Genomic DNA, 23,395 nt, shown 5'->3' with positions numbered 1-23,395 from the left:
GCAGCCGACACGCCACCCCGGGATCCGGGCAGTCCGCGGGCTCGGACGACGCTCCGGTTGCGGGTGCCCCGGGGATCCGGTCGACTGGGCTGACCGGTGCCTTCCGGCCACCGGACGCTCGGGTTCCCGAGATCGGTGAGGTGTTGTCGTCCGATGGCGCGAGCTTCCGGGGACCCCGGCCCCGCGTCCGGTTCCGGTCCCGCCCCCGGCCGCTGGGCGATGCTGGCCGTGCTGTGCGCCAGCCTGCTGCTGGTGGCCATGGACGCCACCATCCTCAACGTCGCCCTGCCCTCACTGATCGACGACCTCCGGCCCGGCCCGCTGGAGCAGCTGTGGATCATCGACATCTACGGGCTGATCCTGGGCGGCCTCCTCGTCACCACCGGGGCGGTCGGCGACCGGTGGGGCCGCAAACGGCTCTTCCTCCTCGGCTTCGTGCTCTTCGGCGTCGCCTCCGTCCTCGCCGCGACCGCGCACAGCTCGGTCCAGCTGATCGGCGGCCGGGTGCTGCTCGGGCTGGGCGGTGCCATGGTGATGCCCTCGACGCTCTCCCTCATCCGGAACATCTTCACCGACGCCCGGGAACGGGCCCTGGCCATCGGCGTGTGGGCCGCCGTGGCCGGGGCGGGCGCCTGTGTGGGGCCGCTGGTGGGCGGGTTCCTCGTCGAGCACTTCGAGTGGCAGGCGGCGTTCTGGGTGAACGTCCCGGTCGTCGTCGTGACGGTCGCCGTGGGCGTGCGGCTGCTGCCGGAGTACCGCGCTCCGCACCCCGGGGGTCTCGACTGGCCCGGCGCGGGCCTGTCGATCGTCGGCATCGTGGCCCTCGCCTGGGGCATCAAGCACGTCGCCAAGGGCAGCCCGAACCCCTCGGACGTGGGCGCGCTCGTCCTCGGCGTGGCCCTGCTCGCCCTGTTCGCCTGGCACCAACTACGGCTCGACGACCCGCTGCTGGACGTCCGGCTGTTCCGTGAGGGCCCGTTCCTCGCGGCAGCGCTGGCCACCCTCCTGGCCATGCTCGCCATCGGGGCCGCGCTGTTCCTCATCTCGCTGTGGCTCCAGTACGTCCACGGCTACTCGCCCTCGGAGGCCGGGCTGCGCACCCTGCCCTCGGCCCTCGCCATGCTGGCCGGCTCGCTGAGCTCACCGTGGCTGATGCACCACGCCGGGGTGCGCGCCGTGCTGGCCACCGGACTGGGCGCCCTGGCCGCCGGGTTCCTGCTCCTCGCGCTGGCCCCGGAGCCGACGACCTACCCGGTCGTCGCCGTCGTCCTGGCCGGGCTCGGCCTCGGCGACGGGCTGGCCATCACCGCCTCGGCGTCCGTCCTCGTCTCCGCCGTCCCGGCGGAACGGGCCGGGCAGGCCGGCGCGGTCTCCGAGACCGCCTACGAGCTCGGCGTCGGCCTGGGCGTGGCCCTGCTCGGCAGCGTCCACGGCGCCGTCTTCTCCGACCGGATGACGGACCGGACGGCGGACCTGCCGCTGCGCGGGCACGACCTCGACACCGCGCGCGGCTCCGTCGGCGGCGCGGCGGACGTGGCGCGGCAGGTGGGCGGGGAGACGGGACGGCGGGTGCTGACGGCCGCGCGGGGCGCCTTCGACCACGCGCTCACCACCACCGCCTACGTCTCGGCGGGCATCGTCGTCGCCGTGACCCTGCTGACCGTGTTCATGGTCCCGCGCGGCTTCAAGGTGACGGGCGGCGGCCACTGAACGACGGCCGCCCGCCGTCCGGATCACGGAATGATGCGCAGCTGCGTCACACCGGTCGACCGCCGGACGCCCTCCGGGGTCAGGCACCCCACCGGAAGCCCCTGGGCCGGCGCCAGCTGGACGAAGCGTTCCGCCTCCGCGCCCTTGTCGCGCCCCGCCACGACCACGCCCTTGAGCATCACCGTGTTGACGCCGAAGACCCGCTCGGCGTTGCCGACGGGGTAGGAGATCTCCGACACCGAGCCGTCCCCGTACCACAGGACCTCGTGCCCCGCGGGGGCGTTGACCCCGAGACACGTGGACTCCGGGGACCGGCCGTTGGCGGTTCCGGTGGCCGCGACGGTGTGCCCCGGGCGGTCGGAGCAGGTGTACGCGGTGGCCCCCCGGATGCCGACCGGCTGCGGCGTGAGCGTCAGGCCCGGGGTGTACGTCGTGCTCTCCTGCCCCTGGCACGTGACCGGCCCGTGGCCGCCGTGGGCCCCGGCCGCCGGAGCGGCCCAGCCCAGGCAGGAGGCGATCAGCGCCAGCGAGACCGACGCGACCCCGATGCCGCGCTTTCCGAACATGCGGTACCCCTTCGAGAAGCCCCGACGCACCCGGACGGGCGCGTTCCGGCCCTCTCTACCCTCGCCGTCCACGCGAACCACCCGGCACCGCCCGGCTCCGGCAGCACTCCCGGCCCGCCCGCGCCGCAGCGCGCGCACCCCGGCGCGGCGCGCTCACCCCGTGCGCAGGAGCGGCAGCGACGCCCCCGCCGTCGTGCCCCGCAGCGCCGCGTGGACGGCGAGCAGCACCCCGGCGGTGCCCGTCGCCAGGTCCATCGACAGCCGCAGCAGCCCGTCCATCGGGAAGGCCAGCCGCCCCTGGAACCGCACCGCGTGCAGCCCCAGCCCGCGCAGCTGGGCCTCGCGCGCGTCCGCCGGGCCGCCGAGGTGGACGAGCGCGTAGAGCAGCCCGGCGTGGCCCTCGAAGAGGCCGGAGGACAGCAGCAGTTCGGCGCCCAGCCCGGCGCGGATCCGGTCCCGCAGCCCGGCGAAGTGCGGGTCCTCGCGGTGCCGCAGGTACTCGTGGAGGGCGATGGCCACCCCGGCGCCGCCCCCGCCCAGCGTGGTCAGCCGGCGTCGCCCCGCGCGCACGTGGATGTGCCGGCCGGGGGACACGCCGCAGTGCGCGAGGTCGCGGGCGAGCGCGGTCTCCGCCCACCGCAGCCAGTGGTCCTCGCCCGTCTCGGCGAAGAGCCGGCTGAACAGCAGGGCCGGCCCGGACCAGCCCCGCATCAGTCCCGCCGCCGGTACCGGCGCGAGAACGTCCTCGTCGAGGCCGCGCGCCAGCCGATCCGCCAGCCGGGCCGCCGCCCGCAGGTCCCCGAAGTGCGCGAAGGCCAGGCCGATCCCGGCGAGCCCGCCGAACAGCCCCGCCCCGCAGCCGCGCAGGTCGAACGAGGCCAGCCGGGCCAGGGCCGCCCGCGCCTGCTGCGGGCGCCCGAGCTCGTCGAGGACGTAGGCCACGCCCGCGAGCCCGTCGTACAGGCCCGGGCGGGGCCAGTCGGTCCGCTCGGCCGCCCGGGCCAGCCAGTCCACGTACCCCTCGAAGCGCGCGCCGCCGCCGTGCCCGGTGCGGTGGAGGGCGTGCAGCACGCCCGCCGCGCCGTACGCCAGCGCCGCGCCCTGACCGTCGAACTGCCGGACGTCACCGGGGAAGAGCCGGTCCTCCCGCTCCGGGGTGGCGCTGCGCACCACGGCGTCGCACAGGGAGCCGAGGACCTCGTCCCATGGACCGGCCGGCCCGGTCGCCGCGTCCGGCCACGCGGGCGCGGGCGGCGGCGCGGGGTCCGGGGGCGGGGCGAGGCCCGCGCGCAACCGCTCGCCGTAGCCGGGCGGGAGGGGGAAGCGGTCCTCGACGTGCCGGATCAACTGCTCGTGCTTGCGCGGGTCGAAGCGCAGCAGCTCGGTGAGCGGGCAGAAGACCGCGAGCCGCATGCAGTCCAGCGCGTAGGCGTCGACGGCCGGCCCCGTACGCGCCCAGGGGGCCGTGAAGCCCGCCGTGCCCAGCGCCGGGGTGAAGTTCTCGTCCATCCCGAAGGACGTCTCGAAGTCGACGAGGCAGACGCTGCCGTCCGGCCGCACCAGCACATTGCCCGGCTGGAGGTCCCCGAAGACCACGCCCCGCCCGTGGAGGGCCGCTATCGCCTCCTCGACGCGGGTGACGACCGCGCACGCCCAGTCGGTGTACGCGGCCAGCTCCGCGCGGCTCGCGTCCGGCCGGAAGAGGGGGTGGCGGCGGCCCATGGCCTCCTCCAGCCGTTCCCCCTCGACGAACTCCTCGACGAGGAAGTGGTGTTCCCAATGGCGCGTCCGGGCGAGCACCCGCGGTACGCAGCCGAGCCCCGCGAGCCGTTCCAGCACGGCGTGCTCGCGCCCCAGCCGGGCCACCGCGTCCATGCCGTTGTCGTCGACCCCCGCGTACGGCCGGGCCTCCCGCAGCACCACGCGCCGCCCGGTGCCGGGGGCGAGGGCCCGGTAGACGCCGCCGCTGTTGGAGAACCGCAGCGCCTTCTCCACCCGGTAGGGGAAGCCCCCGGCGCCGTCCGCCCGCGCGGCGCGGATCCGCCCGGCGATGAACGACGGCACGCCCGCCCACGGCGGCACCTTGAACGCGGCCCCGCGCACATCGGGCACCGCCCTGCCGTCCGGCCGGACGACGGCGGGCACGTACTCGCCGTCGCCGGAGAAGCAGAACCGTGGGGTGAAGCCCCCGTAGCGCAGGTACAGCGGCCCGTCGCCCCAGCGCAGATCGCTGAGGATGTAGGGGCCCTTGACGCCCCGTAACAGCGTGGACAGTTCCTCGAGCGCGCGCTCGAGGAGCTCCTCGGAGCGCGGGTAGACGGTGACGAGCTTGCCGCCCGCCGAGCGCGGGGCCCGCTTGCTGTTGACGAGGGCCAGCAGGGCGCGGCTGCGCAGGAACTTGAAGCCGATGCCGCGCGCGACGCAGTACTCCCAGACCGTGGCGACCGCCCGGGAGGCCTCCTCGGCGGTCGCCGAGACGTGGATCTTCCAGCCCTGCGGCGGCAGCCGCGCGTCCCGGGGCCGCAGCATCACCCAGCCGTCGCGTTCTGCGCGCCGCCACCCCGGCGGGGCCGGGCGGGCGGCGTGGGCGAAGCGGACGGCGGTGTCCTCCACGCGCTCCGGGGCGTCCACGAAGAGGGGGTCGGCGACGAGGTGGCCTTGAGCGAGCATGCCGTGCTCCTCCGGTGCCGTGTCGGGCCTCGCGATTCCGGCGGGCCGGCCGTCGCCGTGCGGTGCGGCGGCCGGCCCGCCGTCCTGGCGAGGGCGGCTCAGACCTGTCCGAGGGTGCTTTGGTAGCTGTTGCTACACGGCCACTGGGCGGGGGTCTCCTCCTCCAGCTCCTGCAGCTCCAGGATCTCCGACACGTCGTTCACCTCCCTCCCGGGCGGGCGGTACGGCCACGGGGCGGGGGTCGAGGAAGGGCAGCACGGGCCCGGTTGCCGCGAACGCCGAGCCCAGCGCGAGCAGCACACCGGCGGCGCCCGTCGCCAGGTCCGCCGACAGCCGCAGCATCCGGAACCCGGGGAACGCCAGGTGCCCCCGGTAGGTCTGGGCGTACCAGGACAGCCGGCGGATCTGCCCGCCGAGCGCCGTGCCCGTGACCGGCTCGCCGAGCGCCGCGAGCACGGCCACCGAACCGGCCCGGCCGCGCAGCAGGCCCGCGTTGCGCACGTACACGGCGTCGCAGGTGAGCCGGAGCGAGGTCAGCACGGCGGCCAGCCGGGGGTCCGGCCGGTACCGCAGCAGGTCGCGCAGGACGAACGCGAGCCCGGTGCTGCCCCCGTGGAGGTACGGCAGGTTGGCCGTGCCGTCGAAGAGGGTGAGCATCCCGTCGGGGAGGGCGCGCAGCCGCACCAGGTCGTGGCGCAGGGCGCGCCCGGCGAGGCCGAGGAGGGAGGCGTCGCCGGTGTGCTCGTACAGCCGCAGGAAGAGCAGGGCCGCTCCCGTCGCGCCGTGCAGCAGCCCGTAGGGGGCGGGGTGGCCCGGCGGGGCGGGCGGGGGGCCGTCCTCGACGGCGCGGCCGAGCGCGCCCGCGAGGCCCAGCGCGCGGGCCAGGAGGGCGGGGTCCCCGGTGGCGGTGGCGAAGTGGAGCAGGGTCAGGGCGATGCCGGCCCGGCCGGCGGCCAGGCCCGCGTCGGGCACCGCGTCCCGCTCCGGCGGGCAGCGGCCGAGGACGTCGAGGGCCTCCGCGCGCAGGCCGAGGGCGTCGAGGACGAACGCGACGCCGTGGAGGCCCTCGTGGAGGCCGGGCGCGGGGCCGGGGTCGCGCCGCACGGCGTCCAGGAGCCACGCGGTGTACTCCTCGGGAACCCGCGCCCCGACCCGGTGCAGCGCGTACAGGACCCCGGCCGCGCCGTGGGCGAGCCCGGGGCCGCCCAGCGCCCCGGCCCCGGTGGGGCTGCCGGGGAAGAGCCGGTCGGGGCGGTCCGGGGTGGCGGTGGCGTGGATGCCCCGGACGAGGGAGTCGCGGATCGCCGGCCAGTCGGGCCGGTCCGCCGCCAGCAGCGCGCCCGCCCGGTCGTCCTCGGCCGGGTGGCCCCGGGGCCACAGCCCCGTCAGCAGCCCGGCGCCGAATCCCCGGGGCACCGGGTAGTGCCGCTCGATCGCGGCGGTGAGGGTGTGGAGCTTGCCGGGGCCGCGGTGGGGGACAGGCAGGAACAGCCACAGGCGCAGCCGGTCCAGCAGATGGCGCAGGGCGTCGGGGGCCGTGAGGCCGGGCGGTGCGGCGAAGCCGGGGTCGCCGGTGGCGGGGGCCCGGTCGTCCCCGGCATCCGTGAGCGTGCCGAGCCCGACGAGCACCACCCGCCCGTCCGGCCGCACGACGACGTTCTCCGGCCGGAGTTCGCCGAGGCGCAGCCCGTGGGCGTACAGGGCGTGCAGGGCCCGTTCGGTCCGGTCCACGACGTCCAGGGCCCAGGCGGTGTAGGGGGCGGCCTCCCGGGCGGCGCGCTCCCGCGAGGTGAGCGGGAAGGTGTCGGCGGCGGCCCGCAGCAGCGAGGTCCCCTCGATGAACTCCTCGGCGAGGAAGCGGTGTTCGGCGTGGGTGAGGTGGGCCAGGACGCGCGGTACGCAGTCCAGGCCCACGAGGCGCTCGCGCGCGGCCCGTTCCCGGTCGAGCCGGGTGACGGCGTCCTCGCCGCGCTCGTCGATCCCGGCGTGGGGCCGGGCCTCGCGCAGGACCACGCGCTCGCCGGTGCGCTTGTCGACCGCGAGGTAGGTGCCGCCGCCGTGGGACCTGCCGAGCGCCCGCTCCGCCCGGTAGGGGAAGCCGCCCGCCGGCCGGGCGCGGAGCGCCTCCAGGTCGGCCCGCAGCGGCTCGGGCAGCGGCACCCCGTCGGGCGGGGCGAAGACGGTCCGGTCGCCGGGCCGGGGCCGGCCCTCCGGGCCGGGCGGGCCGTGGCTGACGTACAGCGGGCCGGGGCCGTGCCGCAGCGCGCCCGCCACGTACGGGCCGGGCAGCCCGGCGAGGAGGACGCCGAGCTCTTCGAGGCTCCGGGTGAGCGTCGCCCCGTCGCCCGCGTGGACGGTGATCAGCCGGTTGCCCGGCAGGGGTTCGGCGCGGTCGCCGCACAGTTCCCGGGCGGTGGCGCGGCTGCGGACGAAGTCGAAGGGCAGGGCGTGCGCCACGCAGTGCCCCCAGACGATCTCGACGGCCCGGGCGAGCTCCGGCAGCGCCACCGACACATGGATCCGCCAGCCCGCCTCCGGCTCCGCCGGGCCGGGTCGCAGGGTGATCCACCAGCCGGACTCGCCCCGCTCCCAGCCCCTCGGCGGCTCCCGGCGGGCCGCCGCGAACCTGTCGTGGTCGTCCGGGTAGCGCTCGGGCACCTCGTAGAAGACGGGGTCGGCGAGGCAGAAACGGTCGTAGTCCTTGAGCGTCAGCACGGCCTTGGGCGTCAGCACGGCGCGTCCCTTTCGGGGCGAGGACTGCGGGGGTCAGTGGGCGAGGGCGCTGAACTCCGGGGGATTCGTACGGATCGCCCGGCGGTCGATACGGGAACGGACCTCCGGGGAGCCGAAGTGATAGTCCATGCGGCGCACGGCCGCGGCCCAGTCCTGCATCGTGCGCACCGCCGACAGCGTTTCCACGACAAAGGGATCGCTGAGCCGGGAGACGCCCCGGTGCCACAGATCGAGCGGGGATTCCTGAAGAATGTTTCCCACCGTTCCTTCGTACACCGGCAGCGCCCTGACATCACCGTCCGGTTCGATCTGCATCACCAGTGTGTCGACGCCACTGGCGAAACGGTCGGGGCGCATCACGAGGTTCTGATTGTCGGTGGTGAAGACCCGTACCCCGGCCGGTGCGAGCCGCTGGAGCCGGGCCCGCCGCCCGTCACTGGTCAACTCGGCGACCTGGGTGTCGTCGAGGAGTTCGAAGCGGCAGAATTCCGGACGGCTGGCGAGCCCCTCGGGCACCGCCGCGTTGAAGGTGAGCGTGCGCAATTCCGGGAAGCGCGGGGCGATGGCCGTGCAGAATTCCTCGAGTTGCGGGAAATTGCTGCGCACGACGACGCAGTCGATGCCGAACCACAGCGGCGCGCGCCCCCGCCGGGCGCGCTCCCGGGCGACCCCGTCGAGCAGGGTGAGGGCGCTCAGCGCCCGGTCGAAGGAGCCGCGCCGGCCCCGGATCCGGTCGTGGACCTGGGCCGTCGCCCCGTCGAGGCTCACGATCACCTCGTCGAACACCGAACCGAGTTCGGCCGCCATCCACGGTTCCATGATCCAGCCACTGGTGTAGACGGCGGTGCGCACCCCGGCCCGCGAGAGCCGGCCCGCGACCTCGAAGATCCCCTTGACGACGAGGGGTTCCCCGCCGGAGAGCGCCACCACCCGGGGATTCAGCGAGATCAGGGCGTCGGCGACCCGCAGCATGTCCTCGTGGCTCAATTGCCGCGGCGCCCGCCTGCCGGACTCCGAATAGCAGTGCGAGCAACGCAGGGGACAGGCATAGGTGGTGTCCCAGACGACCACCTCGGGACCGGAAGACACGCTCATGGTTCCCTTTCGGCTTTCCTTGAATCGCAGAATCGCACAGTCGATCGTCTTACCGGGGCCGCCGGGGCCGGGTAAAGGGCGTATATACCGAGTCTGCCGCGCCGGGACCGTCGTGCGTACCCCGGAATCCTCCGATCCCACTGGGGGTTTTCCGCTATACGCGCCGAACGGGATCGTCTGGACTGGCACCTGGGCGCCCCCGATAATGTCGCGCGTGAGGGGTGCGTGTGAGGGGTAACGGCCGTGCGATACAGATCGCCGCGTTCTCCGGCGGGCTGTGCCTGCTGTGGGCGGTGACCACCGGAGCGTTTCTGCTGCGGAACAACACCGTCACCCTGCCGTGGATCCTCGGTTCCGTCCTCCCGTGCTACTGCGCCGGGCTGTTCGCGTGGTGGCACGCCCCCGCGAGCCCGGTCGCCCGCCGGCTGCTGCTGATCGGCGCGGCGCTGGCGGTGAGCATCGGCATCCGCTGTACGTCGGCGCTGCTGACGACCTCGTTCGGCTGGGACCTCACCGCGCCCGAGAACGGCCTGCCGTCCCTGACGGCGTCCTGCCTCGTCCTGCCCACCGAGTGGGACAACCTCGCCGTCAGCATCCTCGTCGTCCACCTGCTCGCCCTGCTGCCCGACGGCCGCCCCCGGTTCCGCTACGAACGCCCCGTGCTCCGCTCGCTGTGGGCGCTGCTGGCCCTGCCGTTCCTCCTGCCGCTGGCGGGCGTGCCCACGCGGGTCGTGGAGTACGTGGTCTTCTACTACCCCGAGGCCTGGCTGCCCGGCGTGGGCGCCGCGCTGCTGGTGCTGCGCGCCCTGCGCGGGCGGGCCGCAGGGGACCGGGACCTCGCCGGGGTGCTGCCCGTCGCCGCCGTGGCCGCCGTCCTCTTCCTCGGCCGGGGCGCCTCGCGGCTGTTCCGGCCCTGGCACGGCGAGACGGGCGTCCTCTACCTCGTCGGTTCGGCGCTCGGGGCCCTGCCCTATGTGCTGATCTCCCTGTCCGTCGTCTACGCCGCCTTCCGCTACCGTCTGCTGGGCGTCGACATCGTCATCCGGCGCTCGGTCGTCTACGGCACCCTGTGGCTGATCATCAGCGGCTGGTACCTGGGCATGGCGATGACGCTCGGGCTGACGGCCGGGCAGTACTTCCCCATCGGGCTGTCCGTGCTGGTCGCGGTCACCGCGACCGCCCTGTTCCAGCCCGTGCGGGAGCGGCTGAACCGGCTCGCCCAGCGGCGGGTCTTCGGCGAGCGGCTGAGCGGCTTCGAACTGCTCGTCCAGTTCGGCAGCGCCCTCGAACACGCCTACGACCTCAGCCGGTTGGCGCCCCAGCTCGCGGCCGGCCTCCAGCAGGGGCTCGCCCTGAGCTGGACCCGCGTCCGGCTCGGCGGCGGGGACCTGCCCGTCCACCTGGGCACGGCCGGCGAACCCCCCGGCCGGGGCCGCCCGGCCGGCCCCGGGGGCGGCTTCCCGCTGCGCTACGGCAACGACGTCCTCGGCCTGATCGAGTACGGGCCCAAGGCCGAGGGCCGCTTCACCCCCGAGGACCACGACCTGGTGGAGACCCTGGCCCGGCAGGCCGCCCTCGCCGTCCACAACGCGCGCCTGGCCGCCGAACTCTCCACCCGCGTCCGGGAGGTGCAGCGCCAGGCGGGCGAGCTGGACGCCTCCCGCGCCCGGATCGTCCACGCCCAGGACAGCGAACGCCGCCGCATCGAACGGCGGCTGCACGACGGCATCCAGCAGGACCTCGTGGCCCTCGTCGCCAAACTGCGCCTGGCCCGCAACCGGCTGGGCCGCGGGGGCGACGTCGACGCCGTGCTCACCGAGGTGCAGGACGACGCCTACCGCGTCATCGACGAGCTCCGCGAGGTCGCCCACGGCATCCACCCGCCCGTCCTCACCGACCAGGGCCTGGTCGCGGCCGTCACCTCCCGGGCCCGGCGGATGCCGATCCCCGTCACCGTGCGCGTCGACGAGTCCCTGGACCGGGTGCGCTTCGCCCTGGACATCGAGGAGTCGGCGTTCTACCTGGTCTCGGAGGCGCTGACGAACGTCCTCAAGCACGCCCGGGCCGGCCGGGTGACGATCGGCATATCGCGCGCGGACGGCTGGCTGGTGGTGGAGGTCGTCGACGACGGCGTGGGCTTCCCCTGCGACACCACCGGGGGCTCGGGGCTGACGGGCATGCGGGACCGCATCGAGGCGGTCGGCGGGGACCTGCGGATCACCAGCCGTGCCGGTGGCGGCACCACGATCCGCTCCCGGCTGGCCGAGAGGCTCAGAGAAGAGGAGACCGTTGACTGAGGTGACGGAGGGACCGATGCGCGTCGTCATCGCCGAGGACCACTACCTGGTGCGCGAGGGCACCCGCCGGCTGCTGGAGGACACCGGCGACGTCTCCGTCGTCTCGGCGGTCGGCGACGCGGCGGAGCTCCTCGACGCCGTCGAGGCGCTCCGCCCCGAGGCGGTCATCGCCGACATCCGCATGCCGCCCGGCCACCACACCGAGGGCATCACCGCCGCCCACGCCATCCGCGCCGGCCACCCCGGCATCGGCGTCGTCATGCTCTCCCAGCACGCCGACGAGAACTACGCCTTCGACCTGTTCCGGCGCGGCACCGACGGCCTCGCCTACCTCCTCAAGGAACGCATCGGCGAGCTCGACGAACTCCTGCGCGCCCTGCGCGAGGTGGCGGCGGGCCGCTCCGTCGTCGACCCCCGCATCGTCGAGGTCCTGATGGGCAGCCACACCCGCGCGGCCGACGCCCCGCTGGCCTGCCTGACCCGCCGCGAGCTGGACGTCCTGCGGCACATGGCCGAGGGCAAGACCAACCGCGGCATCGCCGCGGAGCTCGTCCTGTCGGAATCGACCATCGAGAAGCACGTCAACTCCACGTTCGCCAAACTCGGCCTCGCGGAGGAGCCCCAGCTGCACCGGCGTGTCAGCGCCGTCCTCGCGTATCTGCGGCACGCGCCGCGGGAAAAGGAGGCATGAGGCCCGGGGGAGTACATCCATTATCGTCGCGAACGGCGGGTCCTGTCACCATCCCTCGGAACGATCTTGACGCTCGCGCGTGCCCCTAGCGTTACGGGGACCGACCCCGACCCGATTCCCGGGAGAGAACGTGACGCGACCCGATACGACCGCCCTGGCGGCCGAGCTCATACGGATGGCCGAGGAGGACCACCGCACCGCACCCCGCGCGAACAGCGCCGATCCGGCCGACCAGCTCGCCTGGCGGCGCCTGACGGCCCGCCACGGCGACCGGCTCGCCGAGATCATGGACGAGCTCGGCTGGCCGACCGCCGGCCTGGTCGGCGCGGACGCCGCCCGCGCCGCCTGGCTGATCGCCCAGCACGCCGACCGGCAGCTCGGCGTCCAGCGCAGGGCGCTGCGGCTGCTGGAGGAGGCCGTCGCGGCCGGCGCGGCCGGCCCCCGCGAACTGGCCTTCCTCCGCGACCGGGTGCTGGTCAACGACGGCCGGAAGCAGATCTACGGGACCCAGATCGCCGGGGTCGAGAACGGCTCGCCCGTCCCCTGGCCCTGCGAGGAGCCCGAGCGCGTGGACGAGCTGCGCGCGGCGGTGGGCATCGAGCCGTTCGCCGCGTACGTCGCCCGGCACGCGCCTACCCCCGCAGGTCCTCCCAGGTGACGACCGGGCTCCCCGCGCGCAGGCTGTAGTCCATCGCGGGGTCCCGCACCGGCCACTTCAGCCGGAGCCAGCCCGGGATCGTCGCCGGGATGCCGTCGTCGGCCGCCAGGTGCCAGAAGGTGTTGGAGTCCCGGCGGGCGAAGTACGGGCAGAGGAAGGAGACGACGACCGTCACCCGGCGGCCCCGCGTCACCGGGGTGACGGCGTGGTAGATCCGGCTGCCGTGCAGGAACAGCGCCGCCCCGGGCTCCCCGCAGGGCGCCTCCCGGATCCGGGGATCGCCCTGCCGGGCGCCGGTGAACTCGTCCACGCGGCCCAGGAAGTAGTGGAAGCGCCCGCCGTCGTAGTCCTCGTAGCCGTTGAGCTGGAGGGTGAGGACGTGGTCCATGCCGTCGTGGTGCCATTTGACGATGTCGGCGCGGCCGTCGGCCTCGAAGTAGTTGATCTGCACGGTGGGGATCCGCAGCGGATGCGGGATCAGGGGCACCCCCGCGAGGCGGGAGCAGGCCAGCAGGAAGCCCTTGTCCCGGATCATGTTGTTGATGAACGCCGACATCAGATCGGCGTTGCGCACCCGGCGGGTGGTGATGAAGCGGGCGGTGCCGGCCGAGCTCTCCAGCCGGTCGCACACCTCGGTCAGACAGGCCAGGCCGTCCGGCGTGAGGAGGCGCACCGGCCCGACGAGCGCCGTGTCGTCCACCGCGCCGTAGCCGCGGCTGAGCTCGTGGGAGGCGTAGCCGAAGTCCTGGAGCCCCAGGCGCGGCCCCTCGGCGTCCTTCGCCACGAACTCGGCGCGCCAGCGGGGCTCGCCCGGCAGCCCGGCGGCGCGCCGCGGCTTCCGGCCGCGCAGGGCGTGAAGGACCTGGTCGAACCCGGTGGCCATCTTCGGGTGGTTGAGAGGGCGGGGACTGTGTCGGGTCGTCACCATGAGCCGATTGCAGCGCCGCGTGCCGCCCCCGGCAAGGGAGGTGTTCCCGCCACAGCTCCCGCCGCGACCGGGCCTTCCTTGCTTCTATTGCGAAAACATGAATGCCTCCTTTCATTTCCAGGCGAAGCGGGATTTCGCCCCTACGATCATCGGCACAGCAAGCCCCGTACGTTCTTTCGTGGAATGAGCTCCGATGAGAATCTCCCTCTCCCGCCGCCGCGCCACCGCGGCCTCCGTCGCCGCCGCCCTCGCGCTCCTGCTGTCGGCCTGCGGCATGTCGGACGCGGCCGGCGGCGACCGGGTGCGCATCGGGGTCAACGGCGCCGACCCGGAGTGGGACGTCCTCGCCGAGGAGGCCAAGAAGGAGGGCATCGACGTCAAGATCGTCAACTTCGACGACTACCAGCTGCCCAACAGGGCCCTGGCCGACGGCGACATCGAACTGAACGCCTTCCAGCACCTGGCGTTCCTCTCCGAGTTCAACAGGCGGAACGGCTCCGACATCGTGCCCGTCACCTCCACCTCCGTGGCACCCATGGGCCTGTACTCGCTCCGGCACAAGAAGGTGGAGGACATCCCCGACGGGGCGCGCGTCGCGATCCCCAACGACCCCTCCAACCAGGGCCGCGCCCTGCTCGTCCTCCGCCAGGCCAAGCTCATCGGCCTCAAGGACAAGGCCGGCATCCACGGCACGCCCGATGACATCACCGACAACCCCAAACACCTGAAGATCACACCGGTCGACGCCCAGCAGACCCCGCGCGCCCTGAAGGACACCGCCGCGTCCGTCATCAACGCCGGAGTCGCCGAACTGGCCGGCTACCGGATCGAGCAGGCCGTCTTCCACGACGACCCCGAGAGCGCCGTCGCCCGCCCCTACGTCAACGTCATCGCCGCCCGCGCGAAGGACAAGGACAACAAGAACATCCGGAAGATCGTCGAGCTCTACCGCTCGCGCACGGTGCAGGAGGCCGTCAGGAAGTCGGCCCACGGCGCCCGGTACGTCCTCGACATCCCCCAGGGCGAGCTCCGCCACGAGCTCGACCGCCTCACGCGCCAGGACCGGGGCTGAACCGTGATCGAACTCCGTGACGTCACCAAGGTGTTCCCGGCCGCCAAGAAGGGCTCCGGCGCCGCGGCGCCCGCCGTCGACGGCGTCTCCCTGACCGTCGAGCGCGGCAGCGTCTTCGGCGTCGTCGGCCACAGCGGCGCCGGCAAGAGCACCCTGCTGCGCCTCGTCAACTACCTGGAGACCCCCACCTCCGGCACCGTGCTCGTCGACGGCCAGGACCTCGGCGCCCTGGGCGAACGGCGGCGGCGCGAGGTCCGGCGCTCCATCGGGATGGTCTTCCAGCAGTTCAACCTGTTCCGCTCGCGCACCGTCCTCGGCAATGTCGCCTACCCGCTCCGGCTCTCCGGCCTCGGCCGCGCCGAGGCCCGCGAACGGGCCGGGGAGGCCCTGCGCTTCGTCGGCCTGGACGCTCACGCCCGCCGCTACCCCGAACAGCTCTCGGGCGGCCAGCGCCAGCGCGTCGGCATCGCCCGCGCCCTGGCCACCGAGCCGGGCGTGCTGCTGTGCGACGAGGCGACCTCCGCCCTCGACCCGCGGACCACGGGCGAGGTCCTGGACCTCCTCCGGCGCGTCCACGGCGAACTGGGCGTGACGATCGTGCTGATCACCCATGAGATGGAGGTGGTCCGCTCGCTCTGCGACCACGTGGCCGTGATGGCCGCCGGCAAGGTCGTGGAGAGCGGGGGCGTCCACGACGTCTTCTCCCGCCCCGCGCACCCCGTCACCGAGACGTTCGTCCGCTCCGCGCTCCACGACGTACCCGACGCCGCCACCCTGGACCGGCTCCGCGCCCGCCACCCGGGACGGCTGGTGACCGTCCCGGTGGGCGGCGGCGAGGACCTCTCGCGGCTCTTCCGCGAACACGACGTCGACTTCACGATCGCCCACGCCGGCGTCACCGAGGTCCAGGACCGGACGCTGGGCGGCGTCACCTTCGCACTGCGCGGCGCCGAACGGGACGTGGCCGCCGTCCTGGCCCGCCTGACCGCCGGGGAAGAGGTGGTGGCCCGATGAAGGCCGACTGGAACACCTTCTGGGTCAAGGTCGTCGACGCCACCGGCGAGACGGTCTACATGGTGCTCGTCACCCTGGCCCTGTCCGCCGTGCTCGGCACGGCCGTGGGCCTCGCCCTCTACGCCACCCGCAAGGGCGGCCTCCTCCGGAGCCGCGCGGTCTTCGCCGTCCTGAGCGCCCTCGTCAACGTCATCCGCCCGGTCCCCTTCATCATCGCCATCGTGGCGCTCTCCCCGGTGACCCGCGGCGTCGTCGGCACCATGATCGGAACCGAGGCCGCCATCTTCCCCATGACGGTCGTGGCCACCTTCGGCGTCGCCCGGATCGTCGAGAGCAACCTGCTGTCCGTCGAGCCCGGGGTGATCGAAGCCGCCCGCTCCATGGGCGCGGGGCCCCTGCGCGTCCTGCTCACCGTCCTCGTCCCCGAGGCCCTCGGACCCCTGGTGCTGGGCTTCACCTTCATGCTCGTCGCCCTCATCGACTTCTCGGCCGTGGCCGGGACCGTCGGCGGCGGGGGAGTGGGCAACCTGGCCATGACGTACGGCTATCTGCGCTTCGACACCTCGGTGATGGTGGTCACCGTGGCCGTCCTCGTGCTCCTCGTGCAGCTCGCCCAGCTGCTGGGCAACTTCCTGGCCCGCAAGGTGCTCAGGCGGTGAGACGCCCGTCAGGAAGCGCCCTCCGGCCAGCGGTAGCGGACGTGGGTGAGGGACTCGGACGTCTCCCACAACCAGGTGGCGAGCGCGGCGCTCGCGGCGGGGGCGGGGAGGTCCACCGGGCCGGGGTCGCCACGGGTCTCGAAGCGGCCGGTCGGGCCGTAGAAGCCGGCGGGGGCGACGTCCGCCGCCGTCGCCGCGTAGAGCGTCGGCAGCGCGGCCGACTCCACCGACTGGCCCACGAAGTGCCCCGGCAGCAGCCGGGCCAGCGCGCGGACGGGCCGGGTGGCGTGCCGCTGGAGGCCCGTCGCGCTGAAGCCCGGGTGGACGGCCACGCTCGTCAGCGCGACGCCCGCCGCGTCGGCCCGGCGCTGGAGCTCCAGGGCGAACAGCACGTTGGCCAGCTTGGACTTGGCGTAGGCGTTCAGGGGCCGGTACTTGCGGGTGCTCTGCAGGTCGGAGAGTTCCGCGATCGCGCTGCGGGAGATCGCCGCGCTGACCGTCACCACGCGCGGCGCGGGCGCGGCCAGCAGCTGGGGCAGCAGCCGGCCGGTGAGCGCGAAGTGGCCCAGGTGATTGGTGCCGACGGTCAGCTCGAAACCGTCCTTGGTGGTGGCCCGGTGCCGGACGCCCATCACCCCCGCGTTGTCGACCAGCAGGTCGACCGGGCGACCGCCGTGCTCCACCCGGTGGGCGAAGCCCGTGACGGAGGCCAGGTCGGCGAGGTCCAGCAGGTCCGGACGCACCCGCGCGCCCGGCACCTCGCCCGCCATGTCCTCCGTCGCCCGCCGCGCCCGGCCCGCGTCCCGCCCCGTCACCACGACCTCGGCGCCCGCACGGGCCAGCTCGCGCGCGGTGACATAGCCGATGCCACCGGTGGCGCCGGTCACGACGGCCAGCCGGCCCTCCAGGCTCGGCATGTCCTCGGTGGTCCAGCGGGGCGGGCTGTGGCGCATGCGACTCCTCGGCGGCCGGTCGCGGACGGGCGAGCGTATTGTCCGCCGCCCGACCGGCGCCCGAGGGGAAGGCGCGCCCGGCGGCGGCCCCGCCTCACACCGCGGTGCCGTCCGCCGTCCCCGACACCTCCCCGGCGACCCGGCGGGCCTGCCGGACCACCTGGCGCAGGTGGTTCGAGAACGGAAACCGTACGTGCGTTCCGACGCCCACCACCCACACCCGCTCGGGCCGGGCCCCGGGGCTCCGCCGCACGCGCAGGTCGTCCGCCAGGAAGTCCACGGTGCCGGAGTGGCGCGGCGGCTCCGCCGGGTGGAGGGCGGCGCCGTCCTCCGACCAGTACAGCCGGGGCTGGTCGAAGCCCGTGGCGTTCACCACGTGGCCGAAGCGCTCCGGCCCGCCCGCACCGGGCCACTCCACCCGCCAGGCGCCCGCCTCGAAGGCCACCGCGTCCGGGTAGCCGCCGGCCAGGCGCAGCGCGCCGGAGTCGATGTGCGTCAGCAGCCGGCGCGCGTTGACGACCGTCATCGCCGTGGCATACCGGGCGATGAGCCGGCCATGACGCTCCAGCAGCGCCGCCCGCCGCTCGGCCGGCAGCCGGGCGCCCAGCTCGATGACCGCCTCCAGCGCGGCCATGACGGCCCCCGGCCAGGCGCACGCGCCCGCCTCCACCAGCGCCGTCTCCTCGCGCAGCCGCGCCACGGGGTCGCCGGCCGACGAGGACTGCAGGCGCAGCGGGGTCGGGTCGAGCGACCGTACGGCCTCCACGACGGCGCGCCGCACCTTCTCCTCCAGCAGGGGATCGTCCGGGGCGAGCCGTGCGAGGCCCTCCAGCGACGGGAAGTCCGCCACGGGCGCGCCCAGCGAGACCCGTACGGCGGGCAGGACGCCCGAGGGCGAGGCCATCGTCACCCGGTGGCCCTCCCGGCACAGCAGCAGGGAGGCGTCGATGGCCGACTGGCGGCTGCCCAGGACCAGGACCTCCGCTCCGGGCGGCGGCCCCAGCTCGGGGTCGCGCAGCCGGGCGGAGGGGTAGGGGGCGGGCGAGTAGCGGGGGTGCCCGGTGAAGGCGGCGAAGCCGTCCGGGACGCGGGGGCGGTGGACGCCCGTGCAGACGACGACGGCGTCGGCGTACAGCTCCTGACCCGTGCTCAGCCGGACCGTACCGGCCGCGATCGAGTCGACCACCGCCGGTACGTGGGTGACCTCGACGCCCAGGGCCTCGGCGGTCTCGCGGGCCTCCTCGAAGCGGTCACGGCAGTACTCGGCCATCCGCACCCGGGGCACGCAGTCGCGCGGCTCGCCCGTCCAGCCGTGCTGCCGCAGGTACGCGACGAAGTCGGCGGGCTCGTCGGCGAGGAGGGAGTTGACCTCGGCGGCGCTGTTGCACAGCAGCAGCGGGTCGGTGTCGCCGAAGGCGAGGCCCCAGCCGACGGGGTTGGGGTCGACGATCCGGATGGACCGCATCCGCCCGGCGTTCTCCCGGCCGAGCGCGCGCACCAGGCACAGGAACACGCTGGTTCCCGCGACCCCGGCTCCCACGATCACCACATCACGCGCGCCCTTTCCCATGGGCACCTCCCCTTTCCCGTTCGCCCTCTCACCCTGCCCGGGCGGGGGCGCGGAAATGCGTGCTCACACACGGGTCAGGGCGGCGGCTCCGAAGGAGACGTCGAAGCGGTCGCACCAGATGCTCACGCTCGTGTAGCGGTTGAGGTCGAGGCCGGCGGGCAGGGCGTAGTTCTGGTCGCCCTTGTTGCCCTTGAGCTTGCCGAGGCTGGTGTGGGCGCCCTTGTCGAAGACGAACCAGCCGGCCCGGCCCTCCTTCACCGGGGCGTCCGTGATCAGGACGCGCAGGTCGGGGCCGTTGCTGGTGTCGAGGTTCTCCAGGCGCAGGGTGCGCGAGCCGTCGGGCAGCCGCAGGATCCGCACGGTGCCGCTCGTGGCGTGCTCGTGGCTGATCAGCCGGCCGGTCGCCAGCGTGCGCGGCGCCTCCCCGCGCCCGTCCCCGGCGGTCGGCGCGGCCTCGCGCACCGTCTCGCTCACCCAGAGCTTCCACGGCTGGAACCAGTACGTCCCCGCGCCCACCAGCAGGATCCCGACGCCCAGAATGCCGATGACCACCTTCTTGCCCAGCAGTCGCCGCACGCGTCCCATGTTCCGCCTCCCGAAGCCGTTCCGTATCTCACCGGGGAGAACGCCGGGGAGGCGGGCCGGGATCCGGATTTCCGATGACGAAAGTCTTACGCGCGGAACTCTCAGGCGCAGAGCCAGACGGCGAGCGCGATCACGGCCGTGACCGCGCCGAAGAGCTGTGCGTGCATGCCGGGGGTCAGTTTCGGCGCGTCCACGCCGGGGCGGCCGGCGCCGTCGAGGTACGCCTGCCTGATCGTCCTGCCGCGGCCCGCGAAGGCGAGGACGAGCCCCAGCGGCGCGGCGGAGTAGCAGACGAGCGCCTCCTGCGCGTCGAAACACCGGACCAGCGTGAGGACGACCGCGGCCGCCGCCATCCAGGCCGGCGCGGTGCACAGCCGGACGGTGATGCGCCGGTCCGGGATCAGCCGGGCGTAGAAGGCGAGGTAGATCACTGTCACGACGGCGGAGACGACCCACCAGACGGACAGGGGGAACGAGGGGGAGTGCATGGGATGCCCCAGGGATAGGACCGAGGGGCCCACATGGTGGGCCCCTCGGTGATGTGCCTTACGGACTGTGTGCCTTGCGGACCGGTCAGTCGAAGAGCCGTCTGAAGCCGGACTTGACGCTGTCGACTACCTCGTTCGTCTTCCGGGTGACGATGCCCAGGGCACGGGCGCCGGGGCTCGCGCCGGGGCCGGTGTGCCCGTGCATGTACTCGTTGAGGGAGTTGCCGGCGCTGCGGAGGGAGTCGTCGAGGGCGCCCGTCGCGTAGAACCTGAGGAACGCGCTGCCCGCGCCCGCCGCCATGCTGATGCCCTTGGTGACGCCCGCGGCGATCGTCGCGAGCTGACCGACGTAGGGGATGCCCTTCGGAACCTTGGACAGCCAGCCGGAGATGAACCCCGAGACGGTGCCGATGATGCCGAGGTAGTTCGCCCACTTCTGAGCCGTCTCGTGCTCGTTGCCCTTTTCGCCGGGCAGCGGGGCGGCGACGGCCGCGAGGGCCATGTCGTTGGCCGGGTTGTCGGCCGGGTCGACGCCCTTGGCGCTGTTCTCGCGGGCCTCCTGGGCGGCCTGGGCGGCGGCCGCCGCCTGCTCCGCCTGGTACTTCGCGGCGGCGATGCCCTGGGCCTCGGACGCGGCGGCGGAAGCCGCCGCGGCGTCCCGGCCGGCGCTGGTGGCCGACTGGCGGGCGCTCGCGGCCGACGCCGCCGCGTTGGCGGCCGACGCGGCCGCCCGCTGGGCGGACGCCGTGGCCTGGTTGGCCGAGTAGTTCGCCTGGCGGGAGGCACGCTGGGCGGTCGACGCGGCGTCCTTGGCCTTCTGCGCGGAGCTCGCCGCGGAGGCCGCCGAGGCGTCGGCCTCCTGGGCCTTCTTCTGCGCCTCCGCGGAGTAGCCCTTGGCCTCGTCGGCCGAGGCCCTCGCCTTGTCGGCCCACTCGCCGGCCTCCTGGGCCCTGTCCCGGGCCTTCGCTGCGACCTCGGAGGCGAGGGCGGCGTTCTCGTTCGCCGTGGCGGCCGCCTGGGCGGCGCTCGCGATCAGCGCCCGCACGGAGGCGACGTGGGTGGCGGTGTCGGCGTCCATCTGGGCGGCCTTGTACTGGACCCGCGTCACGAAGTCGTGCTGCATGGAGGTGGGTCCGGCCATCGCGACCTGGGCGGCGGCCTTCACGGCCGCGCCGCCGTTGTTCATGATGGTGAGCGTGCGGACCCGGTCGTCCTCTTCGAGGGCGTCCTGGTAGCCGCTCAGGAGGAAGGCGTGCAGCGCCTTGACGCCGCCGTCCTTGATGGCCGCGCTGCCCGCGTCCTTGACGGCGTCGCCCGCGCCGTTCATGAGCTTGAGGACCTGGACGCGGTAGTCCTCGGCCTGGACGTCGTACGCGCCCTCGTCGAGGAACTTGTCGACCTGGCCGGGGTCCTTGCTCTCCAGCGCCTTCCGGGCCGCTTCGGCGAGCGTGGGCCCGCCGACCTTGGCGAGGAAGACGGCCTGGTCCCGGTTGTCCAGCTGCCGGGCCCGCTGGAACTCCGTCCTCACCCAGCTGACGACGTCGCTGTCCGTCCCCGACAGCGCGGCCTCACTGGCCCCGCGCGTCCAGGTGCCGGTGCTGCGCAGCAGGTTGACCGCGGCCTTGCGGCCGAGCTGGGCGGCGGACTTGGTGTCCTTGCCCGCCGCGGCGGCCTTGGCCAGCAGGTCCTTGGTCGCGTCGTCGACGGCGCCGGACTGCTTCCGTGCGTCGTTGACCTGCTTGAACGCGTCCTGCTCGGCCTTCTTGCGGGCCTTGGCGTCCTCGATGCCGGCCTGCGTGTCCGCCTCGAGCTGGGCCTTCTCCGCGTCGCGGGCGAGCTGCTCGGTCTTCTGCGCCTGCGCCACCGCGCCGGACGCGGTCTTCGCGGCCTCGGCGGCGGCGTTGGCGTGCGCGGTGGCCTTGTCCGCCCAGTCCTGGGACTGGCCGGCCTGCGCGGCGGCCTCGTCGGCCGCCTGGGCGGCCTTGTCGGCGTGGTCGGCGGCACCGTTGGCGTACGTGTGCGCGTCGTGGGCCGCTTCGGCGGCGCGGGCCGCGAGCGACTGCGCCCGGTCGGACGCCTCGGTCGCCGCGGCGGCGGCGCCCCGGGCGGTGGCGGCGGCCTCACGGGCCCGGCGCGCCTGGCTGCTCGCCTGGTTCGCGGCGCTGCCGGCGCTCGCGGCGGCGTCCGCGGCGGCGGCGGCGTTCCGGGCGGCCCGCGCGGCGGCGGCGCCCGAGAGGCCCGCCTTGGCGCTGGCGTCGGCGGCGTTGGCGGCGGCGTCCGCGGCGGTGCGGGCACCGGCGGCGGCGTTCCGCGCGGCCTGGGCGGCCTGCCGGGCCGCGGCGGCCTCGCCCGCGTTCCCGGCGGCCGCGGAGGCGGCGGAGTAGGCGCGCGCGGCGGCCCGGCCGGCGGCGGCCGCGGCCGAGGCGGCGGCCTGGGCGGCGTTCGCGGCCGTCCGCGCGGCGGACACGGCGGTGTTCGAGGCGGAGATGGCCGTCCGCGCGGCGTCGGCGGCGCCCTCGGCGGCCGCGGCGGCGCGGTTGGCGGACTGGCCCGCCTTCTGGAGGTCGTCCTTGGCCGCCGCGGTCTCCTCGGCGGCCTTCAGCGCGGCTTCCTTGGCCTTCTCCGCCGCGTCCTCGGCCCGCTTGCCGGCCTCCTTGGCCGCCTCGGTCTCCACCTGGGCCCGCTTGCCCGCGTCCTGGGCGACCTGGGCGAGCTGGGCGACGGTCAGGCTCTCCTGGTCCCGGGCCCGGCCCACGTGCTGGCCGGTCTCGAGGAACTCCCGGCGGTCCTCCGCCGTCCCCTTCAGGGCGCGGTCGCCGAGCTTCTTCACCTCCGGCCCGGCGTTGTTCATGACCTTCAGGACCTGGAAGCGGTCGTCCTCCTCCTGGGCCTCGGGCAGGCCCTGCTGGAGGAACGCTTCCAGAGCGTCCGCGGTGTTCTTCTTGAGCGCCTGGTCGGCCGCGCCACGGACCTCGTCCCCGGCGTTGTTCATCGCCGAGAGGACGGCCGCGCGCTGGTCCTCCTCCAGCGGGTCCTTGTAACCGGACCTCACGAACTCGTGGATGTCCGCGTCGGATCCGCTGAGCGCCTTGGAGGCGGCCTCGCGGACGCTGTCACCCGAGGAGCTCAGCATCTTGAGCACGGCGAAGCGCTCGTCCTCGGCCCGGGCCCGGTCCCGGCCCGACCGGAGGAACGTGGCGATGTCGCCCTCGGAGCCGAGCAGTGCCTTCTCCGCGGCGTCCTTCGTCGCCGAGCCACCGGCGCTCCACGCCTCGACGACCTGGGCCCGGGCGTTCTCGGGCAGTGGAGGGCCGTCCGGTGTGGCGGGCACGGCGCCCGCCACCGTGGTCCCGAAGACGGTGGCGGCCATGCTCAGTGCGGCGACAGCGATGAGTCTCGCGCGCATGGTCCCCCCGCGCGACGGACCCGCTGTCGGTCTCTTGTCGGTCATATCCCCTCGAAAGTTCGCAGGCCAAAACGGGCCTGTCGGGTGCGCGGCGGTCAGCACGGCACACAGCGCATGATCGTAAGCGAATCGGCCGACATGGCTCGATCCGGATGTGGAGCCTCAAGTTCCGTAAAAGCCGGAGGAGATGACACACAGCCGCAGAGCGGGTCAGAGGGTGAGGACCGGTACCGGACCGGCTTCCGGGACAAGCGGCCCAGGTGATATCAATAGCTCGCTCGCCAGTCCGAGCACGGGGGA

The 23,395-nt window shown here is 74.4% G+C and carries 17 protein-coding genes; 7 read left to right on the top strand and 10 right to left on the bottom strand.

What is annotated here, in order from left to right; translation table 11 throughout:
- The first annotated feature begins 153 nt into the window (after nucleotides 1-153).
- Nucleotides 154-1,710, top strand: a complete 1,557-nt coding sequence (locus IE096_RS09050) for an MFS transporter (protein WP_229820062.1) — start codon at nucleotides 154-156, stop codon at nucleotides 1,708-1,710.
- Nucleotides 1,711-1,733: 23 nt separating this feature from the next.
- Here the strand turns inward: IE096_RS09050 and IE096_RS09045 are convergent, their stop codons facing one another.
- The 4 genes from IE096_RS09045 to IE096_RS09030 all read right to left on the bottom strand — a co-directional run bounded on the left by IE096_RS09045 (nucleotide 1,734) and on the right by IE096_RS09030 (nucleotide 8,774).
- Nucleotides 1,734-2,276: a hypothetical protein gene (locus IE096_RS09045; protein WP_189450422.1), complete on the bottom strand. Its 543-nt coding sequence runs from the start codon at nucleotides 2,274-2,276 to the stop codon at nucleotides 1,734-1,736.
- Nucleotides 2,277-2,429: 153 nt separating this feature from the next.
- Nucleotides 2,430-4,946: a class III lanthionine synthetase LanKC gene (gene lanKC / locus IE096_RS09040; protein ID WP_189450421.1), complete on the bottom strand. Its 2,517-nt coding sequence runs from the start codon at nucleotides 4,944-4,946 to the stop codon at nucleotides 2,430-2,432.
- A gap of 132 nt (nucleotides 4,947-5,078) precedes the next feature.
- Nucleotides 5,079-7,679 carry a class III lanthionine synthetase LanKC gene (gene lanKC / locus IE096_RS09035; protein ID WP_189450418.1) on the bottom strand — a complete coding sequence of 867 codons (2,601 nt, stop codon included), beginning with the start codon at nucleotides 7,677-7,679 and terminating at the stop codon, nucleotides 5,079-5,081.
- A 33-nt stretch (nucleotides 7,680-7,712) separates the two neighbouring features.
- A complete protein-coding gene (locus IE096_RS09030; RefSeq protein WP_126912953.1) occupies nucleotides 7,713-8,774 on the bottom strand; it encodes a radical SAM protein in 1,062 nt (353 codons plus the stop codon).
- A gap of 227 nt (nucleotides 8,775-9,001) precedes the next feature.
- On the opposite strand from IE096_RS09030, the gene IE096_RS09025 reads away from it, so the two are divergent.
- The 3 genes from IE096_RS09025 (at nucleotide 9,002) to IE096_RS09015 (ending at nucleotide 12,420) form a co-directional block, all read left to right on the top strand.
- Nucleotides 9,002-11,071 carry a GAF domain-containing sensor histidine kinase gene (locus tag IE096_RS09025; protein ID WP_189450416.1) on the top strand — a complete coding sequence of 690 codons (2,070 nt, stop codon included), beginning with the start codon at nucleotides 9,002-9,004 and terminating at the stop codon, nucleotides 11,069-11,071.
- 1 nt (nucleotide 11,072) lies between these two features.
- A complete protein-coding gene (locus IE096_RS09020; RefSeq protein ID WP_308430333.1) occupies nucleotides 11,073-11,762 on the top strand; it encodes a response regulator in 690 nt (229 codons plus the stop codon).
- 175 nt (nucleotides 11,763-11,937) lie between these two features.
- Complete coding sequence (locus tag IE096_RS09015) at nucleotides 11,938-12,420, top strand: DUF6624 domain-containing protein (RefSeq protein WP_189450938.1); 483 nt, start codon at nucleotides 11,938-11,940, stop codon at nucleotides 12,418-12,420.
- Here the strand turns inward: IE096_RS09015 and IE096_RS09010 are convergent.
- Nucleotides 12,395-13,348 (bottom strand): 2OG-Fe(II) oxygenase, encoded by a 954-nt coding sequence (locus IE096_RS09010; protein WP_189450414.1) that lies wholly within the window; start codon nucleotides 13,346-13,348, stop codon nucleotides 12,395-12,397. The genes IE096_RS09015 and IE096_RS09010 overlap by 26 nt on opposite strands.
- Nucleotides 13,349-13,541: 193 nt before the next feature.
- Here IE096_RS09010 and IE096_RS09005 point away from each other — a divergent pair, with 193 nt between their 5' ends.
- The 3 genes from IE096_RS09005 to IE096_RS08995 are packed head-to-tail and all read left to right on the top strand — an operon-like array spanning nucleotide 13,542 to nucleotide 16,093.
- Nucleotides 13,542-14,420, top strand: a complete 879-nt coding sequence (locus IE096_RS09005; protein ID WP_189450412.1) for a MetQ/NlpA family ABC transporter substrate-binding protein — start codon at nucleotides 13,542-13,544, stop codon at nucleotides 14,418-14,420.
- A 3-nt stretch (nucleotides 14,421-14,423) separates the two neighbouring features.
- Nucleotides 14,424-15,434, top strand: a complete 1,011-nt coding sequence (locus IE096_RS09000; protein WP_189450410.1) for a methionine ABC transporter ATP-binding protein — start codon at nucleotides 14,424-14,426, stop codon at nucleotides 15,432-15,434.
- Entirely contained in the window at nucleotides 15,431-16,093 is a 663-nt protein-coding gene (locus IE096_RS08995) for a methionine ABC transporter permease (RefSeq protein WP_189450408.1), read from the top strand. The genes IE096_RS09000 and IE096_RS08995 overlap by 4 nt, the downstream gene beginning before the upstream one ends.
- An 8-nt stretch (nucleotides 16,094-16,101) precedes the next feature.
- Here the strand turns inward: IE096_RS08995 and IE096_RS08990 are convergent, their stop codons facing one another.
- The 5 genes from IE096_RS08990 to IE096_RS08970 all read right to left on the bottom strand — a co-directional run bounded on the left by IE096_RS08990 (nucleotide 16,102) and on the right by IE096_RS08970 (nucleotide 23,095).
- The gene (locus tag IE096_RS08990) at nucleotides 16,102-17,046 is read right to left on the bottom strand and encodes an oxidoreductase (protein WP_189450406.1); all 945 of its coding nucleotides are present in this window, start codon (nucleotides 17,044-17,046) and stop codon (nucleotides 16,102-16,104) included.
- Between the two features lie 94 nt (nucleotides 17,047-17,140).
- Entirely contained in the window at nucleotides 17,141-18,616 is a 1,476-nt protein-coding gene (locus IE096_RS08985; RefSeq protein WP_189450404.1) for an FAD/NAD(P)-binding protein, read from the bottom strand.
- A 63-nt stretch (nucleotides 18,617-18,679) separates the two neighbouring features.
- Nucleotides 18,680-19,201 (bottom strand): DM13 domain-containing protein, encoded by a 522-nt coding sequence (locus IE096_RS08980; RefSeq protein ID WP_189450402.1) that lies wholly within the window; start codon nucleotides 19,199-19,201, stop codon nucleotides 18,680-18,682.
- Nucleotides 19,202-19,302: 101 nt separating this feature from the next.
- Nucleotides 19,303-19,689, bottom strand: a complete 387-nt coding sequence (locus tag IE096_RS08975; protein WP_189450401.1) for a hypothetical protein — start codon at nucleotides 19,687-19,689, stop codon at nucleotides 19,303-19,305.
- An 85-nt stretch (nucleotides 19,690-19,774) separates the two neighbouring features.
- A complete protein-coding gene (locus IE096_RS08970) occupies nucleotides 19,775-23,095 on the bottom strand; it encodes an ALF repeat-containing protein (protein WP_189450399.1) in 3,321 nt (1,106 codons plus the stop codon).
- Nucleotides 23,096-23,395: the final 300 nt, after the last annotated feature.

It is taken from the genome of Streptomyces abikoensis (assembly GCF_014648775.1).
GTDB classification, from domain to species: Bacteria; Actinomycetota; Actinomycetes; order Streptomycetales; family Streptomycetaceae; genus Streptomyces; species Streptomyces abikoensis.
This window is presented reverse-complemented; position numbering and strand designations above follow the sequence as displayed.

Bases quoted from the DNA above. Each gene is read 5' to 3' on its own strand.
- IE096_RS09050 (WP_229820062.1), top strand. From the start codon at position 154: ATGGCGCGAGCTTCCGGGGACCCCGGCCCCGCGTCCGGTTCCGGTCCC.
- IE096_RS08995 (WP_189450408.1), top strand. From the start codon at position 15,431: ATGAAGGCCGACTGGAACACCTTCTGGGTCAAGGTCGTCGACGCCACC.
- IE096_RS08975 (WP_189450401.1), bottom strand. From the start codon at position 19,689: ATGCACTCCCCCTCGTTCCCCCTGTCCGTCTGGTGGGTCGTCTCCGCC.
- IE096_RS09015 (WP_189450938.1), top strand. From the start codon at position 11,938: ATGGCCGAGGAGGACCACCGCACCGCACCCCGCGCGAACAGCGCCGAT.
- IE096_RS09045 (WP_189450422.1), bottom strand. From the start codon at position 2,276: ATGTTCGGAAAGCGCGGCATCGGGGTCGCGTCGGTCTCGCTGGCGCTG.
- IE096_RS09010 (WP_189450414.1), bottom strand. From the start codon at position 13,348: ATGGTGACGACCCGACACAGTCCCCGCCCTCTCAACCACCCGAAGATG.
- IE096_RS08990 (WP_189450406.1), bottom strand. From the start codon at position 17,046: ATGCGCCACAGCCCGCCCCGCTGGACCACCGAGGACATGCCGAGCCTG.
- IE096_RS08980 (WP_189450402.1), bottom strand. From the start codon at position 19,201: ATGGGACGCGTGCGGCGACTGCTGGGCAAGAAGGTGGTCATCGGCATT.
- IE096_RS09005 (WP_189450412.1), top strand. From the start codon at position 13,542: ATGAGAATCTCCCTCTCCCGCCGCCGCGCCACCGCGGCCTCCGTCGCC.
- IE096_RS09030 (WP_126912953.1), bottom strand. From the start codon at position 8,774: ATGAGCGTGTCTTCCGGTCCCGAGGTGGTCGTCTGGGACACCACCTAT.
- lanKC (WP_189450421.1), bottom strand. From the start codon at position 4,946: ATGCTCGCTCAAGGCCACCTCGTCGCCGACCCCCTCTTCGTGGACGCC.
- IE096_RS08985 (WP_189450404.1), bottom strand. From the start codon at position 18,616: ATGGGAAAGGGCGCGCGTGATGTGGTGATCGTGGGAGCCGGGGTCGCG.
- IE096_RS08970 (WP_189450399.1), bottom strand. From the start codon at position 23,095: ATGCGCGCGAGACTCATCGCTGTCGCCGCACTGAGCATGGCCGCCACC.